At 68.9% G+C, this 12,132-nt stretch carries 12 protein-coding genes and 1 pseudogene; 5 read left to right on the top strand and 8 right to left on the bottom strand.

Annotated features, from left to right (window positions below):
* Positions 1–66 precede the first annotated feature (66 nt).
* Positions 67–687: pseudogene (locus OG579_RS21950) on the bottom strand (hypothetical protein); the annotation flags it as partial.
* A 38-nt stretch (positions 688–725) separates the two neighbouring features.
* Here OG579_RS21950 and OG579_RS05435 point away from each other — a divergent pair.
* A complete protein-coding gene (locus OG579_RS05435; protein WP_328858362.1) occupies positions 726–1,658 on the top strand; it encodes a class I SAM-dependent methyltransferase in 933 nt (310 codons plus the stop codon).
* Positions 1,659–1,700: 42 nt separating this feature from the next.
* Here OG579_RS05435 and OG579_RS05430 read toward each other — a convergent pair whose 3' ends face one another.
* Together OG579_RS05430 and OG579_RS05425 are read right to left on the bottom strand one after the other, a co-directional pair.
* Complete coding sequence (locus OG579_RS05430; protein ID WP_328858361.1) at positions 1,701–2,198, bottom strand: pyridoxamine 5'-phosphate oxidase family protein; 498 nt, start codon at positions 2,196–2,198, stop codon at positions 1,701–1,703.
* A 91-nt stretch (positions 2,199–2,289) separates the two neighbouring features.
* Positions 2,290–2,997: an IclR family transcriptional regulator gene (locus OG579_RS05425; RefSeq protein WP_045823220.1), complete on the bottom strand. Its 708-nt coding sequence runs from the start codon at positions 2,995–2,997 to the stop codon at positions 2,290–2,292.
* A 118-nt stretch (positions 2,998–3,115) separates the two neighbouring features.
* Here OG579_RS05425 and leuC point away from each other — a divergent pair, with 118 nt between their 5' ends.
* The 3 genes from leuC to OG579_RS05410 all read left to right on the top strand — a co-directional run bounded on the left by leuC (position 3,116) and on the right by OG579_RS05410 (position 5,974).
* On the top strand, positions 3,116–4,561 hold the full coding sequence (leuC, locus tag OG579_RS05420; RefSeq protein WP_328858360.1) for a 3-isopropylmalate dehydratase large subunit: 1,446 nt from the start codon (positions 3,116–3,118) through the stop codon (positions 4,559–4,561).
* A 49-nt stretch (positions 4,562–4,610) separates the two neighbouring features.
* Positions 4,611–5,198 carry a 3-isopropylmalate dehydratase small subunit gene (gene leuD / locus OG579_RS05415; RefSeq protein WP_045823219.1) on the top strand — a complete coding sequence of 196 codons (588 nt, stop codon included), beginning with the start codon at positions 4,611–4,613 and terminating at the stop codon, positions 5,196–5,198.
* 158 nt (positions 5,199–5,356) lie between these two features.
* Complete coding sequence (locus tag OG579_RS05410) at positions 5,357–5,974, top strand: HU family DNA-binding protein (RefSeq protein WP_045823218.1); 618 nt, start codon at positions 5,357–5,359, stop codon at positions 5,972–5,974.
* An 85-nt stretch (positions 5,975–6,059) separates the two neighbouring features.
* Here OG579_RS05410 and OG579_RS05405 read toward each other — a convergent pair whose 3' ends face one another.
* Genes OG579_RS05405 through cofC form a run of 3 tightly spaced genes read right to left on the bottom strand, consistent with a single transcriptional unit; the run spans position 6,060 to position 10,084 of the window.
* A complete protein-coding gene (locus OG579_RS05405; RefSeq protein WP_328858359.1) occupies positions 6,060–6,983 on the bottom strand; it encodes an NUDIX hydrolase in 924 nt (307 codons plus the stop codon).
* A 40-nt stretch (positions 6,984–7,023) separates the two neighbouring features.
* On the bottom strand, positions 7,024–9,282 hold the full coding sequence (locus tag OG579_RS05400; RefSeq protein ID WP_408068800.1) for an RNA degradosome polyphosphate kinase: 2,259 nt from the start codon (positions 9,280–9,282) through the stop codon (positions 7,024–7,026).
* Positions 9,283–9,307: 25 nt separating this feature from the next.
* Positions 9,308–10,084 (bottom strand): 2-phospho-L-lactate guanylyltransferase, encoded by a 777-nt coding sequence (gene cofC, locus OG579_RS05395; RefSeq protein WP_328858357.1) that lies wholly within the window; start codon positions 10,082–10,084, stop codon positions 9,308–9,310.
* Positions 10,085–10,185: 101 nt separating this feature from the next.
* Between cofC and OG579_RS05390 the strand changes: the two genes are divergently transcribed.
* Positions 10,186–11,181 carry an NAD(P)H-dependent glycerol-3-phosphate dehydrogenase gene (locus OG579_RS05390; RefSeq protein WP_328858356.1) on the top strand — a complete coding sequence of 332 codons (996 nt, stop codon included), beginning with the start codon at positions 10,186–10,188 and terminating at the stop codon, positions 11,179–11,181.
* A 44-nt stretch (positions 11,182–11,225) separates the two neighbouring features.
* Here OG579_RS05390 and OG579_RS05385 read toward each other — a convergent pair whose 3' ends face one another.
* Together OG579_RS05385 and OG579_RS05380 are read right to left on the bottom strand one after the other, a co-directional pair.
* Positions 11,226–11,756 (bottom strand): DUF3515 domain-containing protein, encoded by a 531-nt coding sequence (locus tag OG579_RS05385; protein ID WP_238981281.1) that lies wholly within the window; start codon positions 11,754–11,756, stop codon positions 11,226–11,228.
* Positions 11,753–11,998, bottom strand: a complete 246-nt coding sequence (locus OG579_RS05380) for an Lrp/AsnC ligand binding domain-containing protein (protein ID WP_045823364.1) — start codon at positions 11,996–11,998, stop codon at positions 11,753–11,755. Before OG579_RS05380 ends, OG579_RS05385 begins: the two co-directional genes overlap by 4 nt.
* Positions 11,999–12,132: the final 134 nt, after the last annotated feature.

The raw sequence follows: 12,132 nt of genomic DNA, 5'->3' as shown, positions 1-12,132 counted from the left end.
CCGCCGCCCGAGCCAGTTCGCGGCGATCCGCGCCGCCGCGTCGATCTCGTTGACGACCGCCGGCGCTATGCCGCACCGCGCCGCGAACTGATCGGCCGACAGACCGTCGGCGGAGTTCATGTCGCAGTTGCCGAACGGGGGAGCGCCCTCGGGCAGCCCGCCGCCGTATCCGCTGCCGTCGGTGTACTGATGGGCGATCTGGCCCGGCAGGTTCGGATTGCGGCCGTACCCCGCGCCGATCACCTGCAGTCCCGGCGGCTGGGTCCGCCACAGGCCGAAGAAGTCGGCGGCATTGGCGTATCCGATGACGCGGCGGGCGTTGCCGCCGGCGTACTCGACGAGATTGGCGTATGTCCGGTTGATCCAGTCGGATCCGTCGCCGGGCGGGTTGCCGCCCGACTCGACGTCGAGCATCAACACCACCCGCGGATGCAGCCCGCCGGAGGAATCGATCATGTCGCGCAGGGTGTTCGCGGTCTCGAGCCAGTTCGGGCGTACGTAGCAGTAGACGATGCCGACCCGGAGACGACCGCTGTCGAGGGAACGGCGCACCCAAGCGTGGTTCTGCGCGAAATGGGGATCGCGGAACGTGCCGTCGTTCGATCGGATCGACAGGATCGGATACGGGTAGCTGTCGTCGACCGGGACCTGGAAGTAGGAGACGTCGGCGAAGAGTGTGTCGGTCATGACTGCCGCCGATGGTAGGCACCGTCTGTGCCGGACCTGTGAACCTGCTGGTGATCGCGGTCGACGGGTTCGTTTCGGCGTCGAGATTTGTACACTGGGTGGGGGAGTTCGACGAGCTGCACTCGCAGCAAGGCTGGGGTACCGGGGTGGACACATACCGACACAATCACGCCGTGTTCGACGACGAACGCATCGCGGCGGGCTACGAACGGCTCAATGCCGGTGCCACGCGATTCCTCGATGCCGGGGAACAGCGGGCGCTGGTGACCGTCGCACCGCGATGCCGAGGCACCTCGGTCCTCGATGTCGGCGTCGGGGCGGGTCGCACCACGGCGTTGCTCCAGCTGATCAGTGACGACTATCAGGCGATCGACTACTCGCCGCGCATGGTGGCGGCGTTCCGCCGCCACCACCCGGGTCTGGACTGCCGGGTGGCCGACGCCCGCGACCTCGTCGATGTCGACGCCGGGCGGCACGGCCTGATCCTGTTCAGCAACAACGGCATCGACGCACTGGCCCACGAGGATCGGGTGGGGGTGCTCGAAGAGTTCCGTCGTGTCGTGGCGGCCGACGGCGTGATCGTGTTCTCCACGCTCAACAAATCCGGTCCGTCGTTCGGGGAGACGCCGTTCCAGCTACGCCGCCCGACGCAGCAGTCGGTGTCGCTGCGGGCGTTGGCCGTTCGCACCCTGCGGTGGTTGATCGACCCGCGTAGCGCCGTCCGGTCGGTACGGAACTTACGCGCGCACCGTGGACTCACGATCGATCACGGCCGGTGGGCGGTGGGACCGCTCGCCGCACACGGCTTCGCCCCGGTGGTGCACTTCACCTCGGTGCCCGATCTGCGCGACACCCTCGCCGAGGCCGGTTTGGTGCCGGAGGCGGTGTTCGACGAACGCGGCCGGCCTGTGGACATGGGGGCCCAGGACTGCTCCGCCGACAACTTCACGGTCATCGCGCACGCGGCGTGATGCCCGGGGTCGCGCACGCGGCGTGACGGTCGGTCGTGCGGCTCAGAGGAACTGGGCGGTGCTGCCGCCGACCGGCATCTCGGGGATGCCGAGTTTGCGGTGATCCCAGCTGCGGGTGCGGGTGCCGACGACGCGGACCGCGACGCGCTTGTTCATCATCTGATCGACGAACGGCCGCATCTCGTCGGTGTACTCACCGGTGTAGCGCTCCCACACGCTGATCCCCACGCGCAGCAGGGTGTCGGGATCGTCGACGATCTCGGCGTGTCCCTCGATGGCCACGCCCCGCAGGGTGTCGTAGGTGTCGCCGGCCTCCACCATCACCGACACCGCGGGGTCACGCCGGATGTTGACCGCCTTCTGCGACTTGGCCTTGGTCTCGAACCAGATCTCACCGTCGAGCAACGCGTACCACATCGCGACGAGATGGATCGATCCCGACGCGGAGCGGGTCGCCAGGGTGGCGGTACGACTACGGCTCAGGAAGTCGGCGACCTCGTCGTCTCCCATCACGATCTGTCCGCGCTGATTGCTTCCCACGTGATGACTCCTGCTCGTCGGTCGGCGTGCCCTCGTGGCCCGTCGCGGTCGGTGTCCCGACCCTAAACCGTCGAGCCGAGCGACTGTTCGGTCAGGCGTGGGTGAGGCGTTTGTGGATGGCCTCGGCGGCGGCGAGCAGGTCGGCGGCCCAGCGTGATCCCGGGCGGCGCCCCATCCGGTCGATGGGTCCCGACACCGAGATCGCGGCGACCACCTCGCCGGTCGCGTCGCGTACCGGTGCCGAGACACTCGCGACCCCGGCCTCGCGTTCGCCGGCACTCTGCGCCCATCCGCGTCGGCGGATCTCGAGCAGGCCCCGCTCGCTGAAGGCGCTGTCGGGCACGAGCGCCCGCTGGGTGGCCGGATCCGCCCACGCGAGCAAGACCTTCGCCCCCGACCCCGCTGTCATGGGCAGGTGGGCACCGACCGGGACGGTGTCGCGCAGACCGGTGGGCGGCTCCATCGCGGCGACGCACACCCTCTGCGTGCCCTCCCGACGGTAGAGCTGCACCGATTCGCCGGTGATCTCGCGGAGCCGCGGCAGCACCATCAGCGCGGCCTCGCGCACCGCATCGCCGGCATCGGCGGCGAGTTCGGCGAGCGCCGGCCCGGGACACCACCGTCCCGAGGGATCGCGGACGAGCAGACGATGGGTCTCGAGTCCCATCGCCAGTCGGTGCGCGGTGGCCCGGGGGAGCGCGGTGCGCGCACAGAGCTCGTTGAGGTTGCAGGGACTCTCGGCGCAGGTGCGGAGCACGGCGACCGATTTGTCGAGTACGCCGACCCCGCTGACGACCATGGCGGGACCCGCTTCTACGGCCTCGTCGGATGGGCTAGGATGTCTCACAGGTCGATACTAGACTCCCGAATATTGGTATGGCGAATATGTGTACGGCACAGAACGTGGAGATCACCCGATGAGCACCGAGACGCAGACGAGCGGACCGCGCACCCTGGCCGAGAAGGTATGGGCCGAACACGTGGTGAAGGCCGGCGAGGCCGACGAGAGCGGGCAGCGCGACCCCGACCTCATCTACATCGACCTCCATCTCGTGCACGAGGTGACGAGCCCCCAGGCGTTCGAGGGTCTGCGCCTCGCGGGCCGGCCGGTGCGTCGTCCCGACCTGACCATCGCCACCGAGGACCACAACGTCCCGACCCTCGACATCGACAAGCCCATCGCCGATCTCGTCTCGCGCACCCAGGTCGACACGCTGCGCAGCAACTGCGAGGAGTTCGGTATCCGGCTGCACCCCATGGGCGATGCCTCCCAGGGGATCGTCCACATCATCGGCCCGCAGCTCGGGTTGACCCAGCCGGGCATGACCGTGGTGTGCGGTGACAGCCACACCTCGACCCACGGCGCGTTCGGCGCGCTGGCCATGGGCATCGGCACCTCCGAGGTCGAGCACGTGCTCGCCACGCAGACCCTGTCGTTGCGCCCCTTCAAGACCATGGCCATCACCATCGACGGTGAGCTGCCGGTCGGGGTGACGAGCAAGGACCTGATCCTCGCCATCATCGCGACCATCGGTACCGGCGGCGGGCAGGGACACGTCCTGGAGTACCGCGGTCCCGCCATCGAGAAACTGTCGATGGAGGCGCGGATGACCATCTGCAACATGTCGATCGAGGCCGGTGCGCGGGCGGGGATGATCGCGCCCGACGAGACCACCTACGAGTACCTGAAGGGCCGTCCGCACGCCCCGCAGGGCGACGACTGGGACGCCGCAGTCGCGCACTGGGATTCGCTGCGGACCGATCCGGGCGCGACGTACGACGCCGAGGTACACATCGATGCGTCCACGCTGACCCCCTTCGTCACCTGGGGGACCAACCCCGGACAGGGTCTGCCCCTGGGGGCGTCGGTGCCCGACCCGGCCGAGATCGCCGACGAGTCCGCGGCGTCCTCGGCGGAGAAGGCGCTGGCCTACATGGACCTGACCCCCGGGACACCGTTGCGCGACATCGCCATCGACACCGTCTTCGTGGGGTCGTGCACGAACGGCCGCATCGAGGACCTCCGCGAGGTCGCCGGGATCCTCGAGGGCCACACCATCGCCGAGGGCATGCGGATGCTGGTGGTGCCGGGCTCGATGCAGGTGCGGGCGCAGGCCGAATCCGAGGGCCTCGGTGACATCTTCACCGCCGCCGGCGCCGAGTGGCGGCAGGCCGGCTGCTCGATGTGTCTGGGTATGAACCCCGACCAGCTGGCCCCGGGTGAGCGGTGCGCATCGACCTCCAACCGCAACTTCGAGGGCAGGCAGGGCAAGGGCGGTCGCACCCACCTGGTGTCGCCGGCCGTCGCCGCCGCGACCGCGATCCGCGGGCGCCTCTCGGCCCCTGCCGATCTGAACGCCTGACCAATTCCCGCGCTGCGCACCGCGCACGCCCCCAGAAGCGAGGTAACAGATGGACGCCTTCACCACCCACACCGGAATCGGTGTGCCGCTGCGCCGCAGCAATGTCGACACCGACCAGATCATCCCGGCGGTCTACCTCAAGCGCGTGACCCGAACGGGTTTCGAGGACGGCCTGTTCGCCGCCTGGCGCAACGATCCGGATTTCATCCTGAACAACGAGCCGTGGTCGCACGGCTCGGTCCTCGTGGCGGGTCCGGATTTCGGTACCGGCTCGTCCCGTGAGCATGCCGTGTGGGCACTCTCGGACTTCGGATTCCGAGTCGTCATCTCGTCGCGATTCGCCGACATCTTCCGGGGGAACGCCGGAAAAGCGGGTCTTCTCGCCGCCCAGGTCGAGCAATCCGATGTCGAATTGATCTGGAAAAGGCTCGAAGAAACGCCCGGGACGGAAATCACGGTCAGCCTTGAGGATCGAACCGTGGCCGTTGGTGACCTGGTGGTGCGCTTCGGGATTGACGACTACACGCGGTGGCGTCTGATGGAGGGTCTCGACGACATCGGATTGACATTACGCCAGGTAGAGGCCATTTCCGAGTACGAAAAGGTAAGGCCCCATTGGAAACCTGCGACCCTCTGACAGGGTCGCAGGACCGCGTATCGTATGTCGTCTAACGACATTGCGCCTCGCCACGCCGAAATTCATTGTGGCCAGGACGTGGAACTTTTCGTTCTCGACGTTTACCGTGTGCTGTAGCTGGCTCAACGTGAGCCATCCAGCTTGCGGAGGTTGATTCAATGAACAAGGCAGAACTCATCGAGGTGCTGACGGACAAGTTGGGCACCGATCGGAAGACGGCCACCGACGCCGTCGAGCACGTGGTCGACACCATCGTTCGTGCGGTGAACAAGGGTGAGAGCGTGACGATCACCGGTTTCGGTGTCTTCGAGAAGCGCAAGCGCGCCGCTCGCGTCGCCCGCAACCCGCGCACCGGAGAGACCGTGAAGGTGCGTCCCACCTCGGTGCCGGCGTTCCGTCCCGGAGCCCAGTTCAAGGCCGTCGTCGCCGGCAAGCAGAAGCTGAGCGCGACCGGTCCCGCGGTCAAGCGCGGCAGTGGTGCGACCACCACCGCGACCAAGACCGCCGCGAAGAAGGCCCCGGCCAAGAAGGCCGCGCCCGCGAAGAAGGCTGCCCCCGCGAAGAAGACGGTCGCGAAGAAGACCGCTCCGGTGAAGAAGGCCGTCGCGAAGAAGACCGCTCCGGTGAAGAAGGCCGTCGCGAAGAAGACCGCTCCGGTCAAGAAGACGGTCGCGAAGAAGACCGCTCCGGTGAAGAAGGCCGTCGCGAAGAAGACCGCTCCGGTCAAGAAGGCCGCCGCGAAGAAGGCTCCGGCCCGCAAGGCCCGCGCACGCTGATCTCTCGCTGCGCGACGCACGACGCACACGACCCCCGACGGACTTCCCACCGTCGGGGGTCGTGTCGTCTGTGTGGGGGTTCGGTTCAGCGCAGAGGGCTGTCCACGTGGTCGACCGCGACGATGGCGTCACCGGACATCGAGATGGCCCACATGCTCGCCTTGCGGTTGCGTGTGCGGGGGAGCGAGACGTCGTGGCCGTCCGTCCATGCCGCGAGCAGAGGCGGAATCACCTTGCCCTGGCTACAGATCACCGGCACCGTCGAACGGTCCGTCGCGATCTCCCGAAGGCGCGTCAGCGCCGCGTCGGGGTCGTCGCGGTAGGCCTCCTCCGACAGCGTCGGCTCCAGGCGGATCGGGGCGTCGAGACGACGGGCCAACGGCTCGACCGTCTGCAGGCACCGGGTGCGGTCGGCGGCGTGGATGTCGTCGGCGCCGAACATCAGGAACTGGTCGACGAGGCGTTGCGCCTGCGTGCGCCCCACGGGTTCGAGCGGGCGCAACCGGTCGTCGCCCCGGTAGCGGGCCGAGCGGCCGGCCTTCGCGTGGCGCACGACGAGCACGGTGTGCAGATCGGCGGGGAGGCGACTGAACTCCGACAGCACCTTTCGGTCGGCCCGGAAACTGCACCGGTCGCGGGCGCGCGGGACCGACAACCACTCGACGGCGTCGACCTCGTCGTTGACGGCGAATTCGCCTGCGACGCATCTCGCCGACCAGTAGTGGACATGCTTGCGTCCCGACGACGTGAGGTCGTAGTCGACCTTCGCCAACCGTCGCCCGAGGGTGACGGTGTACCCGGTCTCCTCGGCGATCTCGCGGACCGCCGCGGCGACGAACGTCTCACCTGGTTCGAGCTTGCCCTTGGGCAGGGTCCAGTCGTCGTAACGGGGGCGGTGGATGACCGCCACCTCGAGTCCGGCGTCGTTCGCGGTTTTCCCGTTGCCGGATCCGGTGTGTCGCCACACCACCCCTCCGGCGGCGTAGACCAACTTCTTCTGCGATGTCATCGTCTCGGTTGTCCGCTCGTGGCTCGCGTGGGCGACGGTGCTAGGACGCGGTGTCGGCCCGGTTGTGGTGACGACGCGTCAGCTGCTGCTGATGATCGCGCACGTCCTCCCCGGCCGCCGGCGAGGCCGTCCACCGCCCGTTGGACTCCAGCACCCAGCATCGGGTGGTCGGATCCAGTGCGGAGGAGAAGATCTCGCCGAGTTCGCGGGTCAGGCGCTGATCGCGGACCTGGGCCATCACCTCGATGCGACGGTCGAGGTTGCGGTGCATCATGTCGGCGCTGCCGATCCAGTACTCCTCGAGAGCCCCGAAGTGCAGGATCCGGGAGTGTTCGAGGAACTGCCCGAGGATCGACCGCACGGTGATCGTCTCGCTGACACCGGGCATTCCCGGTCGCAGCGCGCAGATCCCGCGCACCACGACATCGACGGGCACACCCGCCTGCGACGCCCGGTAGAGCGCGTCGATGACCTGCTCGTCGACGAGGGCGTTGGCCTTCAACTGGATCCGCGCCCGCTCGTCGCCCGCGAGATGACGCTCGATCTCGAGGTTGATGCGCGCGATGATGCCGCGGCGCACGCCGTGCGGCGCCACCAACAGGTTGCGGTACTCGTGCTTGCGTGAGTAGCCGGTCAACGTGTTGAACAGGTCGGTGAGATCGGCGCCGATGTCGGGGGCGGCGGTGAACAGGCCCACGTCCTCGTACAGCCGCGCGGTCTTGGGGTTGTAGTTTCCCGTGCCGATGTGGCAGTAGCGGCGGATCGTCGATCCCTCCCGCCGGACCACGAGGCATGTCTTGCAGTGGGTCTTGAGACCCACGAGTCCGTACACGACGTGCACACCGGCCTGCTCGAGCTGTCGGGCCCACTTGATGTTGGCCTGTTCGTCGAAGCGCGCCTTGATCTCCACGAGCGCCACGACCTGCTTGCCCGCCTCGGCCGCGTCGATGAGTGCATTGACGATCGGGGAATCACCCGACGTGCGGTAGAGGGTCTGCTTGATGGCCAGCACCTGCGGATCCGACGCCGCCTGCTCGATGAACCGCTGCACGCTGGTCGAGAACGAGTCGTACGGGTGGTGCACGAGGACATCCCCCTCGCGCAGGGTGGAGAACACGCTCTTGGGCGTCTCGCGCTCGCCGAAGGCCGGGTGAGTCGCGGGGACGAACGGGCGGTCCTTGAGCGCGGGACGGTCGAGGCCGAACACCTGGAACAGACACGACAGATCCAGCAGGCCGGGCACCTCGATGACGTCGGCGGGGTCGACGTCGAGCTCACGCAGCAACAGGTCGAGCATGTGCTCGCTCATGTCGTCGGCGACCTCGAGACGCACCGGGGACCCGAAGCGGCGCCGGGCCAGTTCACGTTCGAGGGCCTGCAGCAGGTCCTCGTCGCGGTCCTCCTCGACCTCGAAATCGGCGTTGCGGGTGATGCGGAAGACGTGGTGCTCGACGATCTCCATCCCGGGGAACAGGTGCTCGAGGTTCGCTGCGATGAGCGTCTCCATCGGCAGCAGGATGGTGCGCGGTGTGCCGTTGTCGTCCTGCGGCGGCATCAGTTTGCCGACCTCGACGAAGCGACTCACGTTGTCGGGCACCTTCACACGGGCGAAGTGTTCGCCGCCCTCGGTGACGTCTTTGACGGTCACGGCGAGGTTCAGGCTCAGGCCGCTGATGTACGGGAAGGGGTGCGCGGGGTCGACCGCGAGCGGGGTCAGGACCGGGAACACCTCCTCGTGGAAGTACTCCGACATCCGCGCCCGCTCGTCGGCGGTCAGCTCGTCCCACGACATGACGTGGATGTTGTTGTCCGCCAACGCCGGACGTACCGAATCGAGGAACACACGCGCGTGGCGCTCGGCGATGGTCTGGGTACGCCGGGCGATCTTCGACAGCTGTTCGCGCGGCGACAACCCGTCGGCCGACCGGACCGACAGTCCAGTCTCGTCACGTCGTTTGAGCCCGGCGACGCGCACCATGAAGAACTCGTCGAGATTCGAGGCGAAGATCGCGAGGAACTTCGCCCGGTCGAGCAGGGGCAGCGAGGTGTCCTCGGCCAGAGCCAGGACACGCGAGTTGAAGTCGAGCCAACTCAGTTCGCGGTTGAGGTAGCGGTCGTCGGGGAGGTCGGCCGCCTCGTCGGGCAGCAGGGTCGCCGCCGGCGGCGCCGCGGGAAGTGTCGACGCCTCGATCGACTCCTCGGTGACGTCGTCGGTCGGTGCGGGGGGTGGGGGCGAGACGTCGGCGCCCGGCGCCCCGTCAGTGTGCGTGCTGTCGGTGTGCGTGCTGGCGGTGTGCATGCTTTCCGGGGAACTCACGCGACCATCATGACGCATGCGGGGTCGGTGTCGCGCCCAGGGACGACAGCGATCCGTCGTCGAGGACTCGTGCGGTGGCCGTCCCGACGCCCAGGGCGCGGGCCACACGGAGGTCGTCGACGGTGTCGACGTCGGCGCGGAGGTCCGGCCACCGATCCGGGTCGCCGTCGGTCAGGTCGACCGCACCCCCGGCGCGGTGGGCGGCCGCGGAGTCGAGACCGAATCGCGTCGCCACGTCGGCGGTGTCGGACAGGATCAGCATGGCGGTGCCCGCCCCCGACCGGTCGGGGACGAACGAACGGGAGTGTGCGGCCGACATCGTCAGCACCTCACGGAGATGATCGTGGCGCGCTGTCGGCAGGTCGGCCTGCAGGACGACGACCCGAGTGCCGGGCGAACGGTCCGATGCGGCGGCGATACCGCGGGCGTACGCACGGTTCAGGGGCCCCCCGTCGCGCGCCCACGAATCATGTGTCGAGGGGTGCTCGTCGTCGTCGGCGACGGCGCGGGCCCCGAGTTCGGCGGCGGCGGCGGCCACGGCCGCATCCGGCGTCACCACGACGACGTCGTCGACACCGGCCGCGCGCGCCGCGACCACGGTGTCGGTCATCATCGCGAGCACGAGGTCGCGTCGCGCCCCCGCCGACAGCACCGGCGACAACCGCGACTTCGCATCGGTGAGGTCCTTCACCGCCAGTACCGCGGCCAGGCCGCGACCGCCCGCGCCCGCACCGGCTGACGCGCCGAGCGGGTCGGGCCGTGTGGCCGAGCGCCGATCCTGCATCCGCCCATGATGCGACGTCGGCGGTGTGCGGCGAGCACTAGGGTGGTGCGCGAGTGGCGCGGCACCGCGGGCGCGGGGTCGGCAGACGAGGAGGTCGCGACGTGCGTGCAGCGGTGATGGGTTCGGGGTCGTGGGGCACGGCGATGGCCGCGGTGCTGTGCGACGCGGGCACACCGACCGTGCTGTGGGCACGCCGCCCCGAGTTGGCCGCGAGGATCACCGACGACCACGTCAACCCCGACTACCTGCCCGGGATAGATCTGCCCGCATCGTTGTCCGCGGTCAGCTCGGCCCGCGACGCGCTCGACGGCGCCGATCTGGTGGTGTGCGCCGTCCCGTCACAGTCGTTGCGCGCCAACCTGGCCGGGTGGCGGGACCAGATCGGCCCCGACGCCACCCTGCTGTCGCTGGCCAAGGGCGTGGAGAGCGACACGCTCAAGCGGATGACCGAGGTGATCGCCGAGGTGACCGGCGCCGGCGACGATCGCGTCGCGGTGCTGAGCGGCCCGAACCTGGCGCGCGAGGTCGCGCAACGTCAACCCGCCGCGACGGTGATCGCGTGCACCGACGAGCAGCGGGCGCAGCGGGTTCAGGACGCCTGCAGCACCGCCTACTTCCGGCCGTACACCAACATCGACGTCATCGGCTGCGAGATCGGTGGCGCGGTCAAGAACGTGATCGCCCTCGCCTGCGGGATGGCGTCGGGAGCCGGACTGGGTGAGAACACCCTCGCCTCGATCATCACGCGCGGGCTGGCCGAGACCATCCGACTCGGTGAGGCGCTCGGCGCACGCGCCGAGACCTTCGCCGGTCTCGCCGGTGTCGGCGATCTCGTCGCCACCTGCTCCTCACCGCTGTCGCGCAACCGATCGTTCGGTTCCCGACTCGGTGAGGGTCGCAGCCTCGTCGAAGCGCAGGAGGCGACGAACGGTCAGGTCGCCGAGGGCGTGAAGTCGTGCTCGTCGGTGCGCGCGCTCGCCGCGGCCCACGACGTGGAGATGCCGCTCACAGATGCGGTGCATCGCGTGTGCCACGACGGTCTCGGTGTCCGCGACGCGATCGTCGCGCTGCTCAGTCGATCGACCAAGCCCGAATAGTCGACGGGCGTCCGTCCTCGACGCGGGACGGCCCCCGAGTCGGGTCAGGACCCGAGGTCGATCGACGCGCGGGGCAGGATCCGGTCGAGGATGCGCGACGTGTCGGCGATAGGGCCGTTGCCGGAGTTGCTGGGAAGCCACAGCGCCACATACGGGCGGTGGTCGACCGCCACCCACAGCGTCCCCGTCGCGTCGGGATCGCCGCTGCCGGTGGCGAACCACTGGACCGGGTCGACGACCTGCAGGGCCGAGGTCGGCGCGAGATCGGCCGGGCGGTCGACCCCGCATCGCAGCTGCACGGGACCGGCGGCGTCGCCGGTCGGCTGCCACTGCACGAGGCCGCCGGATTCGGAGCGGTCGTCGAAACCGGCGAAGGTCGCCGGCAGGGCGGCGATGAGCTTCGTGCAGTTCGCATCGGCGGACTGCGGCGCGGCGGCCGACGCCAACGGCAGTGAATCGCCCGAGGAATCGGTACGGAATGCCGCGATGGCGATGAACAGCACGATCACCATCACCGGGATGGTGACGAGGGTCGCGATGAGGGCGGGGCTACGGCGACCGGTGGCGTCGCTCACGAGGGCCGCGCGTCGGTGACCACCGGGCAGGTCAGGGTGCGGGTGATGCCGTCGACCTGTTGGATCTGCGGGATCACCGCGGTCGCGAGGTGTGCGGCGTCGTCGGTGTCGACGCGGACGATCACGTCGTAGGGACCCGACACCTCCTCCGAGGATGCGACACCGTCGATCTCGGCGATGGCCTTGGCGGCCTGGGCGGCCCGGCCCACCTCGGTCTGGATCAGGATGAACGCCGCGACCATGACCTTCCCTTCGTCGGTGTCGATGCCCGCTCGGCGGCCGATCGACCACCCCGCGTGGGGTGGATCGAACCGCGGTCGCGGGTCACCCACCCTCGCGGGCGCTGAATAGACTGGCCCATTGTCACCGACAACCC

The sequence above is a fragment of the Williamsia herbipolensis genome, assembly GCF_036153515.1.
GTDB classification, from domain to species: Bacteria; Actinomycetota; Actinomycetes; order Mycobacteriales; family Mycobacteriaceae; genus Williamsia_A; species Williamsia_A herbipolensis.
The sequence above is the reverse complement of the archived record's forward strand: the minus strand, read 5'-3'. Positions and strand labels throughout refer to the sequence as shown.

Coding starts and splice junctions, on each gene's coding strand:
- OG579_RS05425 (WP_045823220.1), bottom strand. CDS start 2,997: ATGGTCGTCAGCGGGGTCGGCGTACTCGACAAATCGGTCGCCGTGCTC.
- leuC (WP_328858360.1), top strand. CDS start 3,116: ATGAGCACCGAGACGCAGACGAGCGGACCGCGCACCCTGGCCGAGAAG.
- leuD (WP_045823219.1), top strand. CDS start 4,611: ATGGACGCCTTCACCACCCACACCGGAATCGGTGTGCCGCTGCGCCGC.
- OG579_RS05410 (WP_045823218.1), top strand. CDS start 5,357: ATGAACAAGGCAGAACTCATCGAGGTGCTGACGGACAAGTTGGGCACC.
- OG579_RS05405 (WP_328858359.1), bottom strand. CDS start 6,983: ATGACATCGCAGAAGAAGTTGGTCTACGCCGCCGGAGGGGTGGTGTGG.
- OG579_RS05400 (WP_408068800.1), bottom strand. CDS start 9,282: ATGCACACCGCCAGCACGCACACCGACAGCACGCACACTGACGGGGCG.
- cofC (WP_328858357.1), bottom strand. CDS start 10,084: ATGCAGGATCGGCGCTCGGCCACACGGCCCGACCCGCTCGGCGCGTCA.
- OG579_RS05380 (WP_045823364.1), bottom strand. CDS start 11,998: ATGGTCGCGGCGTTCATCCTGATCCAGACCGAGGTGGGCCGGGCCGCC.